Below are 14,507 nucleotides of genomic sequence, written 5' to 3'. Positions count from 1 at the left end.
TTAGCCATTCCAACAAGCGTCCCGGAGCAGCTTCATCCGCTGGAGGCCCATTTTATGGGCGTATTCAATGTTCTGTTGGGGAATATTTTCAGGGTTGGGAAAATTGTCTAGTGCACGGTCAATGCTGGTTTCGCGCAACAAATGCAGCATGGGATACAAAGAACGGTTGGTGTAATTGGCAGCATCATCAACAAGGGTTCCTGCAAACTGGTAATCTTGATGAAAACTTGCCACCTGGTAAACGCCCTCATAATCATTGACCACAAGCATGTCTTCACAATTTTCGATCAGGAGAAGGTAGTCTTTGAAGGAGGTAAATACACCTGGAAAAATCACCAGGGTGGTTTCGATGTTTTCATCTTCATCCAAGCGCCCACATTCAGCAAACATGGCTTCCATACAAACGTCTATGTCTTCCGAATGAACAACCAGGTAACGGATACTGCCTCTTTGGACTTCGCGCTGCGCAAATGGGCAAAAATTACAAGCAATGATTACTTTTTTGATCCAAGCCTGGGTTTGACTGACAATGATTTCATCACTAGGGAGCTCATTTTTCAATGGGGATGTTTTTGACATGTAGTTGGATTGAACACAAGTTATTGGATGAATACCCGGTGAAGGTGGGCTTTTTTTATCAGGGCTAATAACTATGTCCGGAATATTATTTGATCTCCACTGAAAAAGGTCTTTATGGCGCTCAGCAATAGGCACTTAAGTCCAATTGCCCTGCGCCATAAAGCATTCGTTTATTTGGATTTATTGATTTTCAGATGCAAGGTAAAGTCTCCTTCTTGCAGCCCATTGGCCCCAACCACTCCAATGACGACCTGATAAGGATTGTTGATGGCTAAAATATCGTGGATTCGGCGAGTATGGTCCTGTGTTTGGCCCCGCTTTTTGTAATCCCACTTGTGTTCTGCTTCACAACGAATACACGAACTCAAATTGGGTACCGTGTTGTTGTTTGCAACCTTTCCTACTTCGTAAGCGTAGATGCTAAAGTTGGCTTGCTCATCTGCTGGTACCAGCCAAACCTCCATTTCAGAAAAACTGGGCAGGTCCAAGGCATAGAGTACATGTTTTCCCGTAAATTTTTGCGCCTGCGTTTGTGGAAAACAAGCTACGGCACTATTCCAGGCCCAGGATAAGTCGGGCATGATTTTACCGTCCTTCAGGTTTCCTTTCACACTGAAAGCTTCGTTGGGTTTAAGGGTCAACCAAATAGGCTCCTGCTCTTTTTGGGCCATAAGTTGTAAACTTACCAGGATGCAGGCAAAAACAAAACAAATGTTTTTTTTCATCGGAATGTGGGTTATGTGGTTGATGGGTTTACCATTTTAGGTCATGAAATACAGGAATCAAAATTATTGGGAATAATTTTCAGTTCCTTCACCCAAATGGGTGATTTTACAATCACTTCAGGTAATCAGGTTGCGGAGTTTTGCCATCGCTTCAGAACGAGATCCTACCTCAAGTTTGTCATAAAGGTTTTTCAGGTGGGTCTTGATGGTATTCACAGTAACAAATTGTTTTTCAGCCATTTGCTTATTGGTAAGCCCCTGATAAATATCTTGAAGGGCCTGGAATTCTTTCTCGGTGAGCGGTGAAAGCAACACCTGATTAATCCGTTCCAGGTTTAAATTGTGTGGTCGAGCATTTTGTGAAAAATTATACAGGGCTATTTCAATGCTTGAAAAAAGGTCTTTTTCAGAAAATGGCTTTACAATATAGCCCATTGGCCAGGTAACTTTGGCTTGATCGAGAATACTTTTGTGGGCGTACGAAGTTAAAAAGATGAAAGGTACCTGGTATTTTTGATTGATCAGGTGGGCAATTTCAATGCCATCGAGATTCCCCCCCAAGTTAATGTCCAAAAGAATCATATCTGGAATTTGTTGCTCCAGCACCTTTAACGCCTGGCTTTTGTTGTAGGCAATGGCTAATACGCTATAATCTACATTGCTCAGGTGTTCACAAATATCCTCAGCGATCAATGGTTCGTCTTCTACAATGAGGACTTGGATGTTGGCCATCAGCTCAATTTTGAGTGTGGAATAAATATTTCTACATGGGCGCCCTGCTCATTCCAGGTTTTTAGTACACCATTGAGTTTTTTGGTGAAGGAATAAATGAGGCGGAACCCCAAACTTTTTAAGCTTTTCAAGTCAATATGGGGTGGAAACCCCTTGCCATTGTCAGCTATTTTTAGCAACAGGCCGTTTTCCTGTTGTTTCAAACTCAAGTAGGCCTGGCCCGGTTTATTTGGTTCAAAAGCGTATTTCAGGGTATTGCTGATCAGTTCATTTAAAATTAAACCCAATGGAATGAGGGTATCCACATCGAGGGTCAACTCATCAATGTTTTTGGAAAAAGTAACCCCGTCCGGGTTCACGTTGTAACTACGGACCAGATTTTCAATCAATTGATCGATGTAAAGCTGGGCGTCCACTTTAACAAGGTTTTCATCCTGGTAAAGGTTTTGATGAATCAAAGCCATCGATTGTACCCGATTCTGGCCATCTTGGATGGCTTCCAAAACTTTGGGATCCTCGACCCTCCGCGATTGCAAACTCAACAAGGAGGAAATGATTTGCAGGTTGTTTTTTACCCGGTGGTGGATTTCTTTAAGCAAGGTTTCTTTGTCCTCCAGAGCTTGTTGAATTACCTTGTTTTTTTCGCCCAATAGCTGATTGGCCCTTTTGCGTTGCATGGATAAACGATAAGCAAAGCCCAAAATAAGCAAGAGCACCAGCATGGCAAAAACAAAAACCAGTCGTTCCCTTTTGTTTTTCAGGATCTGCAATTTTTGAATTTGGATTTGAGCTTCCTTCTCCTGGTTGAGGTATTTGGCCTCCATGTCTTTTTCCAAACTCATTTTGGCTTCCGCATTCAGGGTATCCAGGTAAAATTTATGCTGAATCAAAGCTTGATATGCTGCATCTTTTTCTTGTAAAGCTTTCAGCACATAAGCCTTCCATTCATAAAAAGTAACCTTACTTTTAAGAAAATTGGTTTTAAGGATTTCCGGTTCAATTTCTTGCAAAACGCCCAGTGCTTTCTGGTATTCCTTGTCGCCGTAAAGGATTTTCGCATACAACAATTTGGCCTGTGTCAGGTCGTGAACGGGGAGCTTTAAGTTGGGTAAAAGGATAGATTGTTTCAATAACGCTTTGGCTTTAACCAATTGTCCTAACTCGTTGTAAGCGACGGCAAGAGAAACATTCACACTCAACATATCAGAAGTTTGCCCTATAGCACGGTAGGCATTTTGAGCCTGGGTAAGGAACTTGATACTTTCCCGGGGTAAATTCTGGTAGGCATAACAAAGGCCAATGTTGTTCAGGGTATTCGCAATACCAATGCTGTCCAGGGTTTGTTTTTTGATGAACAATGATTTTTTGTACATCCGAATGGCGTCAGGATACCTTTTCAAATTCCGGTAAACACTGGCTAAATTATTGATTACCTTGGCATAGGTAGGATTGCTTTGATCTTTGGATAATGCTTTTTCTGCTATGCTGTAAAACTGGATTGCCTTCCCCATATCCCCGGCAAAATAATAAGCTACCCCTTTATTGGCAATAAAATCAATCCGTTCTTTTTCCCATTTTGTGGATTGAGCACACATTTTGATTCCGGCATCATAATGGTTGATCGCTTTGCTTAACTCACCGCGATAGTCAGCAATTAAACCTTTGTTTTTGGCGGCATAAATTAGACCTTTGGTGTAATTGATTTTTTGGGCCTGAGCGTAGGCCTGATTTGCCCAATTTTCAGCTAAAGCCAGAGAATCGGGAATATACAATCGAGCCAATTCATTGCAAGCATTGATGCGCAAGGTATCGTTCGAGGCATTGTTACTTGCTTGGATTAAACCATCAAAAGTTATTTGGCCAAAGCTCGCCACCATGGTACGTAGGCAACACCACAAAATTATCATCAGTTTTTGGGTACGCATTCTCACAGCGGTTTTGGAAGTCTAATGCAAGATACAATTTTGCTGCTTATTCGAATTGATGAATGGGTAAATCCATATCTTTGGTACCCTAAAACCAAACGATTTATGTTCAGCATCACCCAACTCCATATTTACCCCGTCAAATCACTGGCAGGGATTGCCGTTCAGGAAGCACTGGTTACAGAAAGGGGCTTTCAACATGATCGCCGCTGGCTCTTGATCAATGAGGAAAATCGATTCCTAACCCAGCGGGAATTTGGTGCCATGGCTTTGCTGGAAACGGAAATTTCTCCTGAACATTTAATCATTCGGCATCGAACCAAACCGGAACTGGGCTTGCTCCAGATACCTCTCCAGACCGACTCTACTGAGCGATTTACGGTACAAATCTGGGATGACTTTTGTGAAGCACTGGCTGTGGACAATGCCGCCGATGCCTGGTTGAGTGAGGCACTGGAATCAAAAATACGTTTGGTTTATCTTCCTGATGACTCACCAAGGCAAGTAGAGCCTGAGCGAGTACAAATGCCAATGAATGTAAGTTTTGCCGACGCTTACCCCTATTTGTTGCTGGGTGAAAACTCTCTTGCCGATTTGAATCAACGCCTGGCAGAACCGGTTCCGATGAATCGTTTTAGACCCAATATTGTATTTGCTGGTGCTGCGGCTTATCAGGAGGACACCTGGAGCGACCTGTTGATTGGCGGAGTGTCTTTCCGAGGCATCAAGCCTTGTGGTCGCTGCATTTTGACCACCACAGATCAAAATACTGGGATTCGCCATCAGGGTGGCGATCCGCTCAAAACGCTGGCGACTTATCGTACCCAAGGAAATAAAGTGTTGTTCGGGATGAATTTGATAGCTTTGGAAAGTGGAATCGTGCGGATTGGAGATGAATTGCTTGTACTTTAAGCCTACATCTTGTGTAATCAACATATAGATCGTAACTTTGAAAAAAGTACCATCATGATTTTTCCAGAACAATTAATGGAAATGGGCATAAACGCTCCGAAAGAGCACCAAAGAATCATCAGCAAATTAACTACTGGTTTAGGTATACTTTTTTACCATGAAGGTAGCATTGAGCTAGAACCCTTGCCCGAAACCATGATTGATGAAGGCCAAACCAGTCCAGTACCTGATGTATCTTTGTACAACAATAAAACCTATCAAACTCCTGTAATCATTGAAGTTTGCCACCCCAACGGTGTCAAAAATGATTTCAAAAAAGTACAACGTTTGATCGACGAGTTTGACTATGGTACCATAGAAGGTTTTGTGTACGATTATGTCAGCAATTCCTGGCAGAAATACACGAAAGGGCAAGGAATTCAAACTCAAAATACTTCTTTTTCGAATGTTTTGAATGTAGATTTGGCAAGTTTGATTTGAGTTTCACTTCTTCAACTTTCCCATCTGTTTGTGCACCATAAAGCCCAAACCGCTGGAATAAATCTCCACTTTTCCATTGCCCACACCTTTCAGGGGCATTTGTGCAAACCAATTGACTTGCAAACTTAAGCCTGGCCGAATGGTCTTCTCAATTCCAATCCCCATCTGGGTCATGGAAAACCAGTAATTTTTATCCTGGCTGCTCGACCAATGATAAAGCAATCCCGGATAATCTTTGGCGTAATAAAATTCATATTCCTCTTTCAGGATGGTCCAGGAAGAAGATCCGAGGGATACAAAACTTTGAAACTTGGGCTTGGCCAACCAGTTGTACCTCAAGTCTACACTCCATTGCAACATATCACAGGTGCCTTCCGTGGAGTTTGGATACGAACGGGTGGGCCAAAAACCCTTTGGAGCAACGTATTCTTTCTGATCAGCGATGTAGTTTTTTAGTAAATATTGCCCGGATGCCTGAAACACCCAACGTTTGCCAAGGCGGTAATCAAAGGCCAAACCAGCATTTAAGCCGTAAGCAGTACTGCCATTGGCATTCACCGAGGCTAAATCAGGGCCAGCGCTCAGGCCGATGCCCCAGGATCTAGCGGCAGGAATAGGCTTTGTTGCAGGATTGATTTGAATAGTCTGATCTACCTCCGGTAAATTGGTATATTGAATCGGGTTCAATCCCCTTGCTCCGGGTAAAATGTCCAGTTGAAGAGCGGCCAAATCAACTTGATGATCCCTTAGAAGAGAATCAAGGACTTTATTGCTTCCATTTTCCCTGGCTGAAACAACAGCAAGGTCCTCGGCCAATTTGGTGCTTTTCTGATTGGCTAAAACTTCTGAGCCAGTTCGATTTCCAGACGAAGATTTAGCCTGCTTTCGAGGACCCTGCTTGGGTGCAAATAAGCGTGGTGCAGTTTTGGGAATAGGCGTTTGGTTGCCCGCCTGGTTCACATTTTCTTGTTCTTTTGGGTCTTTAGCTGCGACAACATCCGCGCTGAATTCCTCCGTTTGAATATTTTCAGTTTCCTGCAGGGAGGTATTTTGCTCTGTCTTGACCCTGTTCTTTTGATTGGTTTGTTCATTTCCCGCAACCGGGCCAGTGTATTTTTCTTTTTTAACTTTTTGCTCAAAAGCACCCATTCCCTGGATGCCCCAGAGTAAACCAGCACTCAATGAAACAAACAATAAAAAGAATAGCCAAAACAGTCCCCTCCTGCGCTTCCGCGCTGCGTAGTCCAATTTTTGATCCATCCGGTTCCATGCCTCCTCATTGAAGGGGATGTCTGGATCTTCTGAAGCCCGTCTGTACAAATCATCTACAAAATCCTTCATGGCAATTAAAGTCTGTGTAGTGGGGCAAAAATTTGATTGCCCTTTGCCTATTGTTGCATTTGTTGCAAGATCAATTGCCTCAAACGCTCCCTTGCTTTGGATAAATTCGATTTAGATGTCCCAACTGAAATTCCCAGCTGCTGTGAAATTTCCTCATGGGTAAAGCCATCCAGTACATACAAATTGAATACGGTGCGGTATGCGGTGGAAAGCGATCGCACCAGTTTCATCAATTCCTGGAAGCCCAACCTGGCCAGGATTTCTTCAGTGTCGGGGATGTTGTATTCAGTGTCCATCAGTGTGCCGATTTTGAGTTTCTGTTTCTGCTTGATGTGATTGATCGCCGTATTGATCAAAATTCGTCGAAACCACGGTTTAAAAGGCAGTTGAGGATCGTAACGTTTGATGTTTAGAAAAACTTTCAAAAAAGCATCGTTGGCTACTTCAATCGCCTCATCTTCATTGTCACAATAGCGCAAACAAATCGACATGGCGTAACCGTAAAACTGCCGGTACAGTTCCTTCTGAGCTGCACGATCCTTGCGGCGGCAACCCTCCAGTACATCAGCCATTTCACGGTTTTCCATATAGGTGCTCGAATGTTTTTTACCCTAGTACAATCCCGGGCTAAAAAACGTTGCTTTTCTGCTTTAATTTTTAGAAAAAATTTTCACTAAAAATTAAAATTAGTACTTTTCGTTATCTAAAAAACCAACATACTATGAAAAAACTGTATTCCCTTTTTATTGGCATCGACACCTATCATCCCGATTCAAAAATCACCCCACTAGATGGTTGCCGGAACGATGTAAGCGCCATGAAAGATTTTTTGAGCAACACCTATGCCAAAGCTTTTGACCTAGCGCCAAGTTTAACCTTACTGAACCAGGATGCTACTTACCAAAACATATGCAAACTATTTGGCCAAGATCACCTGGCCAAAGCCGGAAAAGACGATGTAGTGCTCTTGTACTACAGTGGTCACGGCACCCAAGAGAAAGCAGCACCCGAATTTGAATGGCTCGACCCAACGGGTGTACAAGAAGCCATGGTTTGTTACGATAGTGGCCTGAAGGATAAGTTTTGCCTTTCGGATAAAGAAATCCGGGTGTTGTTGCAGCAGGTCCAGCAACAAGGTGCGCATGTAGTGACCATTTTTGATTGTTGCCATTCGGGAACAATGACCCGGGCCATCGACGATGTCAACCACGGAAAATCCCGGCAATTCTTTTTCCCGGACCGGACCGAAGCCCGCCCCTACGCCTCTTACCTGAACGGTCATTTTGTCAAAAATTTCCCTCAGGGCCCCCGGCCCAATCAGCTGCCTTTGGCAACACATTTGATGATGTCGGCTTGCGATCGGCAGGAAAAAGCATTTGAATTGAAGAATCAACGTGGTATGTTTTCTTTCAATTTGCTGAATGTGCTCGCAAATGATCCTAACGTCAGTTACGCTGATTTGTACACCCGGTGTCAGGCTTCGATGTTTAGGTCTGTTGAAAAACAACACCCCCAGTTCGAACCCATTGCCGGTTTCAATCCTTATCAGAAATTTTTGAATTTGGGATCAGCCAGTGACCTTACTCAACGTAGGGTTTATTTGTTGAGCGCCAATGAAAAAAATGCCTGGAACATCAATTGTGGTGCCATCCATGGGCTTTCGACCGAGTTGAATAAAATCGCCGAATTTGAAATTGTAGACCGGAAAACAGGCAAGGCCATAGGGCGAGCCAGTACCAGCAGCGTTGGTTTTCAAGACAGTACGGTGGTTTTAGCCAACAATTTGGCCTTGGACATGAACGGCAGTTATGACGCGCGATTGCTCAGTTTGCCCAGCACGCCCTATACCATCGCACTCAAAACCACCGAAAAAGGGAAAAAGCGATATCAAGCCTACTTGAGTGCTCAACAAAAAATGGGGAAAACCCGGCTATCCCCCTATTTTGAATTGGTGGAAGGAAAAGTGGGTGGCAAATATCGGCTGGATTTGGATCAGGATGTATTGGAAATTTTCAACCAGGAAAGCAACACCTTACTAAAGAGGATTGGTGGTGATGATGACGATAAAGTATTTGAATTGGCCATCGAAATCCTGGATGGCATGGCCAAATGGGAGCAAAACCTCATGTTGGACAATCGCAGTACCCTATTCAACCGCAATGCCTTCCAAATCACCGCCAAAAACTCCGATACGGGCCAGGTTTTGACCAAAGGGATCATCGACCCAGCTAACCCTAACACCGAGGTCATCAATGTACAATTGGGCAAGAATTTGAACGGACAATACATTCTGCCCCTGGATTTGGAACTAAAAAATGCAACTGCGGCTACCCTGTTTTGCAAAGCCCTTTATTTTTCAGGCAAATATGGCGTGGTTTCCCTAAATGGCGATTACCTCACTGCCGATGAAATCCCCGGCCAAGATCAATTTGTACAACCTCAGTTTTTGGAGTTTGAAGTGCCCAATGGCAAAAAGGAAAGTGTTGAAATTGTGAAGTTCATCATCAGTACGACCAAGATCAACGAAGACTTTTTGCTCGAAAAGGACGACCTTGAAGGGTTAGGAGAAACGACCGAATTTTGGAAAGCCAGTAACAAGGGGGTTGCTGATCTCTCCAGTACCAGGGATTTGGTCAAAAAAGGCCAGGACAAAAAAGCCCCTGAAAATGACTGGTTCAGCAAAACCATCATCTTTAAGATCAGCGTCCAGGCCGGGGAAATCAATAAAACCGAAACCAAACTGGCTGGTGGCAAAATCACCATCAAAGGCCACGATACCTTCCGCGCCAATGTTTCTTTGTCTTCAGCAGGTAGCTCCACTCGGGATCTGAACAGTGTGGCTTCTTTACCCCAGATTTTGGGTTGGAATAACCTGATGTCGCTGGAATATTCCAGCCGCGATTTAAGCAGTAGCAGTGCAGATACCCTGGAATTGAATGATTTACAAAATGATGCTGACCTGGAAAAAAATCCATTGCTCATTGAGTTGGATGAACAATTGAAGGAGGGTGAATTCATTCTTCCCCTAACCTTTGATGGCGAGGATTTTATTCCGGTTGGAGAAGCCAAAGCCAATAATTCTGGCAAAGTTGAGGTGGCAATTCGCAGCATTCCCGATGTTAAAGCAGAAAGTAAAAGTGTGTTTCGCGCGCTCAAACTTTGTTTTTTCAAAGTTGTGTTGGGTAACGATAACCTCAACAAACTCTGCTGGATTGAATACAAAGATGGAGAACCCATTTACCACGACACTGGTGTAAAAGAAAAGGTAAGCGCCGCAAAAAACATCCTACTGGTCGTTCATGGAATCATCGGCAATACCCAGGAAATGGCCATGGGAATGGAGCAAGCCCTTCGGGATAAAACCGTAGACCTGGTGCTCGCCTACGATTACGAAAACCTCAACTCTACCATTGATGCCAATGCCGGGAAATTGAAAGAAGCACTGGCAGCAGTAGGAATTAAAGCTGAGCGAAGAGGTATGCTTCGGAAAAAGTTCACGATCCTGGCGCATTCTATGGGCGGCCTGGTTTCTCGTTACTATATTGAGCAATTAGGCGGTAATACAGTAGTGACTAAGCTCATCCTCGCTGGCACACCCAATGGAGGTTCGAACCTGGCCAACTTGACCAAATACCGGGATAATGCCTTACTGCTTTTGCCCCTGGCCATCAACATTGGATTAGCCATTCCAGGTATTGCCAGCATTATGGGAATCCTGAATGGCTCTAAAAAACTGACAATCAGCCTTGAGCAAATGAACTTTAATGACAAAAGTAATTTTCTCAAAAACCTGGAGCAAAGCAAAGACCCCGGAATCCCCTACTATGTCGTCGCCGGGCACCTTGACCAATTTTTGGAAACAGACAATCAAGCCAAACGTTTGGTCAACAAGCTGTTCAAAAATGTAGCTGCCCTTTTTTACACCGAAGCAAATGATATCGCTGTAGACGTCACTAGTATACAGCGGGTGCCTAACAAACGCAAGCCTGCACCTTTGTTTTTTGACGTCAAATGCCATCATTTGAACTATTTCACAGTTGGGGATAGTTTGAACAAAATTTTGGATCTGTTGAAAAAATAATACAGTAGAGACGCACTGCCCTGCGTCTCTACCCTTCAGCATCCAGAATAATTTTCTGCCCTACACGATTCTGTCATTTACTTATGCAATTCAACCTTAAAATGATTCGTAAAACCATGATTGGCACCTTGCTTTTGCTGGTGCTCACCCTGGGCGCATGCCGCTGGGAAACGACTAAAAAAGCCTTGAAACACGGAGAGGTTTTAAAAAGCTCTATCGAGTCTTTTGAAAAAAACCGGGTCAAACTTTCTTCGCAGGTAGTAGAAACCCTGCAAGAAGCCGAAGAAAGCCTTACTCAAGCCAATCCCGACTTGCCCGAAGTGTCCAAGGATTTTGAAAAAGAATGGACGGGCATTCAGGCTCGCTACAACAAACTGAAAAGTGATTTTGAACGCGTTGGAAAAAGTTCGGACGAATACTTTGGTACCCTGGATCAATTGAGCAACAACATCCACAACGAGAAGCTCCGTAAGGATGAATTGTCAAAAAATGCTGAACTGCGCAAAAAATGGGATGTAACCTACAAAGAAGCTGGTCAAAGCATTGATAAAGTAACCAGCGTGCTGGAGTCCGGAAACGACTTTCATATGGTATTGGTGGCTTCCAGCATTCGCCAAAAGTTGAACCAAAACGTCGAAGAACTCCACAACATCGCCGAACAAGCTAAGGTGCTTTTGGCCGACCTGGAAGCCTTTACCCAGGCTGGCCGGGAATTGGTTGAAGGAGGAGAATAAAATATAACTTTTCTTAGGTGAACCCCTTAGGTGAACTTAGGTGTCTTAGGTGGTGGAAAGAAAAAAAAGCCCTGCTCCGCAGGGGTATATTATTCACCACCTAAGACACCTAAGTTCACCTAAGGGCTTCACCTAAGAATTTAGGCGCCTTCGGCGCTTATCCGTGGCTCATCAAATAATACGTACCGATACCACACAAGTATCCGATCAATGCGTAAAGGGAAATGTGGCGCATGTACCACAAAAAGTCGATTTTTAAAATCCCCATGGAAGCTACACCGGCCGCCGATCCAATGATCAAAATACTCCCGCCCGTACCCGCACAGTAGGCCAATGATTCCCAGAATGGGTGATCAGTAGCAAAAGTGTTCAGGTCATACATCCCCATTGCTGCGGCCACCAAGGGTACATTGTCCACAATCGAAGAAAGCAATCCAATAATGGTATTGATCAAGTAAATGTTCCCAATCGAATTATTGAGGTAATCTGCAGCCAAGGTCAAGTGGCCTGAAGTATCCAATGCACCTACTGCCAGCAAGATGCCCAGGAAAAATAGGATACTCGGTGTATCAATCCGCCGCAACATAGCCCCTACCGAATAGTCATGCTGTACCTCTTTTGGGTCACCTCGGTGCAAAAATTCGGTGATGTACCAAAGGATACCCAAAGACAATAAAATACCCATGTAGGGCGGAAAATGGGTAAAATATTTAAAAACCGGTACCGAAAGTAAAGCTACGCCCCCCAATACCAGCATCAGGTTTTTTTCCCAGGCTGGTAAAACGAAGGTCTTATTGATGTCTTCCTCCTGCAAATTCTTGGTTTCCATTTTGCCCTTGAGGAAAAAACTGGCCACCAACAAGGGAACCAAAAGACTCACTGCTGAAGGAATAATCAAAGCTTGCATGATTTTCACCGTTGATACCTGTCCTCCAATCCACAACATAATGGTGGTAACGTCCCCAATCGGCGACCAGGCCCCACCCGCATTGGCTGCGATGATCACGAAACCACCGAATAACCAGATGTTTTCCTGTTTTTTGACCAAACGCCGGATCAATGCACACATGATGATGGCGGTAGTCATATTGTCCAAGCCCGCCGAAAGGAAAAAAGTGACCCAGGAAATGATCCACATCAGTTTAATTCGGTCAGTAGTGGTGATTCGATCCGTAATGACCCGAAAACCATCGTGAACGTCTACCAGTTCAACAATGGTCATCGCGCACAACAGGAAAAAGAGGATACCAGCAATTTCGCCCAGGTGCTCGAACAGGGAATGTTCCAAAATTTCCGTAACCGTCCCGCTTGTCCCGGCAGCAGCTGGCATGGAAGAATAACCATAAGCCAATACCATCCAGCATAAAACACCAGTCAGCATGGCGGAGGCGGCTTTATCCAGCTTCAGGGGGTGCTCCAGCGCGATAAAAGCATAACCAATCACAAAAACAACGATCAGAAGTGTGGCCATAGTTGTAGGTATTGAGGATTAATAGGTGAATGAAACAAGCCCCAAATGCGCAACTAAGGCACTTGAGGCAAGGGTTAAGGAAGCTTAGCACTTGTAATCATTGACCAGTGATGTAGGCTTCCAGGTATTTGATTTGTTGATCTTGCGCTTGGATGATGGCGGTCACGATGTCGCCAATGCTTAGCATACCAATTACACGCTGATTGTCAACCACCGGGAGGTGGCGAATGCGCTTTTCAGAAAACAAGGTCATACAATCCTCAATATCCATACTCGGCGATACGGTAAAAACATTTGGGGTCATCACTTCAGTCACCGGAGTGCTCTTAGCCTTTCGCCCGGCAATGATGCCCTTGCGCGCATAGTCCCTCTCTGAAAATATACCAATCAGGCGGTCTCCATCCATTACCAATACAGCACCAATTCCTTTTTCAGACATTACATTGAGGGCGTCAATCACCATATGGTCGGGACTGACGCTCCAAACCGAGTTGTTTTCCTTGTTGTTGAGCAGACGACTAACAGATAGCATGGCAGAGCGAGTTTGATGAGAAAAAAATGGATTAAATTTGGTTTAATCCTCTTTTGATTCATAATAATAATGATTTTTTTTATTTGGTAAAATTTATCACTAAAAAAGAAGCAAATGGAAAATTTTAATGCTCATTCTTACAAAAATTTAATAAAACCCGGAAGCGCTTTATATTTAGGCCTAAATCGAACTCCTCGGAGTTGGAGACTGTTTTATCAAAAAATCAATCAATGAACAAGCGAAATTTCCTGCGTACCGGTTTATTTGTAGCTGCTGCTTCCCTACTTAAGCCCCGCAACCTTTGGGCTGATCCTACATTAGAAAATGAGCTGGATTTGCCAGGTGAAGAACAAACCGGCCCCTTTAGCCTCCCGCCACTCGCTTTTGCAAATGACGCGCTGGAGCCTCATTTTGACAAAATGACCATGGAGATCCACCACGATCGCCACCACAATGCCTATGTGACCAACCTCAACAAAGCTGTCGCAGGGACGGCCTTTGCGACCATGAGCATTGATCTGGTGTTGATTAATGTGACAAGCAAAGAACCCGCCATCCGCAACAATGGCGGCGGGCATTTCAACCATACCCTGTTTTGGTCCTTGTTGTCTCCTCAGGGCGGTGGTGCCCCTTCCGGCAATGTGGGCAAAGCCATTGAGGCCAAATTTGGTAGCTTCGATAAATTCAAGGAAACCTTCACCGCAGAGGCAACTGGCCGTTTTGGTTCTGGTTGGGCCTGGCTATGTGTAAACAGCAAAGGTGAGCTTTTCATTAGCTCCACGCCCAATCAGGACAACCCCCTGATGACTAAAATTGTTAAAAAACAAAGCGGAATTCCTATTTTGGGCTTGGACGTTTGGGAGCATGCCTATTACCTCAAGTACCAAAACAAACGGGCCGATTACATCAAAGCCTTTTGGAATGTATTGAATTGGGCCGAGGTTGAAAAACGTTACAACACTGCAAAATTATAATGCTGTGTAGAGACGCAAGAT

Annotated in this window: 13 protein-coding genes; 5 read left to right on the top strand and 8 right to left on the bottom strand. The window is 44.2% G+C overall.

The genetic code is table 11. The features are described 5' to 3' along the window. From SFV55_RS05880 to SFV55_RS05865, 4 genes are all read right to left on the bottom strand, one after another. On the bottom strand, nt 1–579 hold the full coding sequence (locus tag SFV55_RS05880; RefSeq protein WP_320028543.1) for a DUF1415 domain-containing protein: 579 nt from the start codon (nt 577–579) through the stop codon (nt 1–3). 170 nt (nt 580–749) lie between these two features. Next, nucleotides 750–1,304 (bottom strand): hypothetical protein, encoded by a 555-nt coding sequence (locus tag SFV55_RS05875; RefSeq protein ID WP_320028542.1) that lies wholly within the window; start codon nt 1,302–1,304, stop codon nt 750–752. Between the two features lie 117 nt (nt 1,305–1,421). Next, nucleotides 1,422–2,036, bottom strand: coding sequence for a response regulator (locus SFV55_RS05870; RefSeq protein WP_320028541.1), 615 nt, complete (start codon nt 2,034–2,036; stop codon nt 1,422–1,424). Continuing rightward, on the bottom strand, nt 2,036–3,961 hold the full coding sequence (locus SFV55_RS05865; RefSeq protein WP_320028540.1) for a histidine kinase dimerization/phosphoacceptor domain -containing protein: 1,926 nt from the start codon (nt 3,959–3,961) through the stop codon (nt 2,036–2,038). Before SFV55_RS05865 ends, SFV55_RS05870 begins: the two co-directional genes overlap by 1 nt. A 105-nt stretch (nt 3,962–4,066) precedes the next feature. Between SFV55_RS05865 and SFV55_RS05860 the strand changes: the two genes are divergently transcribed. Together SFV55_RS05860 and SFV55_RS05855 are read left to right on the top strand one after the other, a co-directional pair. Then, nucleotides 4,067–4,873, top strand: coding sequence for an MOSC domain-containing protein (locus SFV55_RS05860; protein WP_320028539.1), 807 nt, complete (start codon nt 4,067–4,069; stop codon nt 4,871–4,873). Between the two features lie 54 nt (nt 4,874–4,927). Beyond that, entirely contained in the window at nt 4,928–5,353 is a 426-nt protein-coding gene (locus SFV55_RS05855) for a hypothetical protein (protein ID WP_320028538.1), read from the top strand. Between the two features lie 3 nt (nt 5,354–5,356). On the opposite strand, the gene SFV55_RS05850 is transcribed toward SFV55_RS05855, so the two are convergent. Then, on the bottom strand, nt 5,357–6,694 hold the full coding sequence (locus SFV55_RS05850; RefSeq protein WP_320028537.1) for an outer membrane beta-barrel protein: 1,338 nt from the start codon (nt 6,692–6,694) through the stop codon (nt 5,357–5,359). Nucleotides 6,695–6,741: 47 nt separating this feature from the next. Next, nucleotides 6,742–7,281 (bottom strand): RNA polymerase sigma factor, encoded by a 540-nt coding sequence (locus SFV55_RS05845; RefSeq protein ID WP_320028536.1) that lies wholly within the window; start codon nt 7,279–7,281, stop codon nt 6,742–6,744. Between the two features lie 134 nt (nt 7,282–7,415). Here SFV55_RS05845 and SFV55_RS05840 point away from each other — a divergent pair, with 134 nt between their 5' ends. Together SFV55_RS05840 and SFV55_RS05835 are read left to right on the top strand one after the other, a co-directional pair. After that, the gene (locus SFV55_RS05840; protein WP_320028535.1) at nt 7,416–10,775 is read left to right on the top strand and encodes a caspase family protein; all 3,360 of its coding nucleotides are present in this window, start codon (nt 7,416–7,418) and stop codon (nt 10,773–10,775) included. Nucleotides 10,776–10,876: 101 nt separating this feature from the next. Then, entirely contained in the window at nt 10,877–11,509 is a 633-nt protein-coding gene (locus SFV55_RS05835; protein ID WP_320028534.1) for a hypothetical protein, read from the top strand. Nucleotides 11,510–11,666: 157 nt separating this feature from the next. On the opposite strand, the gene nhaD is transcribed toward SFV55_RS05835, so the two are convergent. Both nhaD and SFV55_RS05825 read right to left on the bottom strand, forming a co-directional pair. After that, nucleotides 11,667–12,980, bottom strand: coding sequence for a sodium:proton antiporter NhaD (nhaD, locus tag SFV55_RS05830; protein ID WP_320028533.1), 1,314 nt, complete (start codon nt 12,978–12,980; stop codon nt 11,667–11,669). A 97-nt stretch (nt 12,981–13,077) separates the two neighbouring features. Further along, nucleotides 13,078–13,512 (bottom strand): CBS domain-containing protein, encoded by a 435-nt coding sequence (locus tag SFV55_RS05825; protein ID WP_320028532.1) that lies wholly within the window; start codon nt 13,510–13,512, stop codon nt 13,078–13,080. 230 nt (nt 13,513–13,742) lie between these two features. Between SFV55_RS05825 and SFV55_RS05820 the strand changes: the two genes are divergently transcribed. After that, nucleotides 13,743–14,486 carry a superoxide dismutase gene (locus SFV55_RS05820; protein WP_320028531.1) on the top strand — a complete coding sequence of 248 codons (744 nt, stop codon included), beginning with the start codon at nt 13,743–13,745 and terminating at the stop codon, nt 14,484–14,486. Nucleotides 14,487–14,507: the final 21 nt, after the last annotated feature.

It is taken from the genome of Haliscomenobacter sp., from assembly GCF_033763495.1.
Lineage (GTDB): Bacteria > Bacteroidota > Bacteroidia > Chitinophagales > Saprospiraceae > Haliscomenobacter.
The sequence above is the reverse complement of the archived record's forward strand: the minus strand, read 5'-3'. Positions and strand labels throughout refer to the sequence as shown.

What these genes read in the sequence shown, in the direction of transcription:
- SFV55_RS05870 (WP_320028541.1), bottom strand. Translation starts at nt 2,036, where the DNA reads ATGGCCAACATCCAAGTCCTCATTGTAGAAGACGAACCATTGATCGCT.
- SFV55_RS05875 (WP_320028542.1), bottom strand. Translation starts at nt 1,304, where the DNA reads ATGAAAAAAAACATTTGTTTTGTTTTTGCCTGCATCCTGGTAAGTTTA.
- nhaD (WP_320028533.1), bottom strand. Translation starts at nt 12,980, where the DNA reads ATGGCCACACTTCTGATCGTTGTTTTTGTGATTGGTTATGCTTTTATC.
- SFV55_RS05840 (WP_320028535.1), top strand. Translation starts at nt 7,416, where the DNA reads ATGAAAAAACTGTATTCCCTTTTTATTGGCATCGACACCTATCATCCC.
- SFV55_RS05835 (WP_320028534.1), top strand. Translation starts at nt 10,877, where the DNA reads ATGATTCGTAAAACCATGATTGGCACCTTGCTTTTGCTGGTGCTCACC.
- SFV55_RS05850 (WP_320028537.1), bottom strand. Translation starts at nt 6,694, where the DNA reads ATGAAGGATTTTGTAGATGATTTGTACAGACGGGCTTCAGAAGATCCA.
- SFV55_RS05825 (WP_320028532.1), bottom strand. Translation starts at nt 13,512, where the DNA reads ATGCTATCTGTTAGTCGTCTGCTCAACAACAAGGAAAACAACTCGGTT.
- SFV55_RS05880 (WP_320028543.1), bottom strand. Translation starts at nt 579, where the DNA reads ATGTCAAAAACATCCCCATTGAAAAATGAGCTCCCTAGTGATGAAATC.
- SFV55_RS05855 (WP_320028538.1), top strand. Translation starts at nt 4,928, where the DNA reads ATGATTTTTCCAGAACAATTAATGGAAATGGGCATAAACGCTCCGAAA.
- SFV55_RS05845 (WP_320028536.1), bottom strand. Translation starts at nt 7,281, where the DNA reads ATGGAAAACCGTGAAATGGCTGATGTACTGGAGGGTTGCCGCCGCAAG.
- SFV55_RS05860 (WP_320028539.1), top strand. Translation starts at nt 4,067, where the DNA reads ATGTTCAGCATCACCCAACTCCATATTTACCCCGTCAAATCACTGGCA.
- SFV55_RS05865 (WP_320028540.1), bottom strand. Translation starts at nt 3,961, where the DNA reads ATGCGTACCCAAAAACTGATGATAATTTTGTGGTGTTGCCTACGTACC.
- SFV55_RS05820 (WP_320028531.1), top strand. Translation starts at nt 13,743, where the DNA reads ATGAACAAGCGAAATTTCCTGCGTACCGGTTTATTTGTAGCTGCTGCT.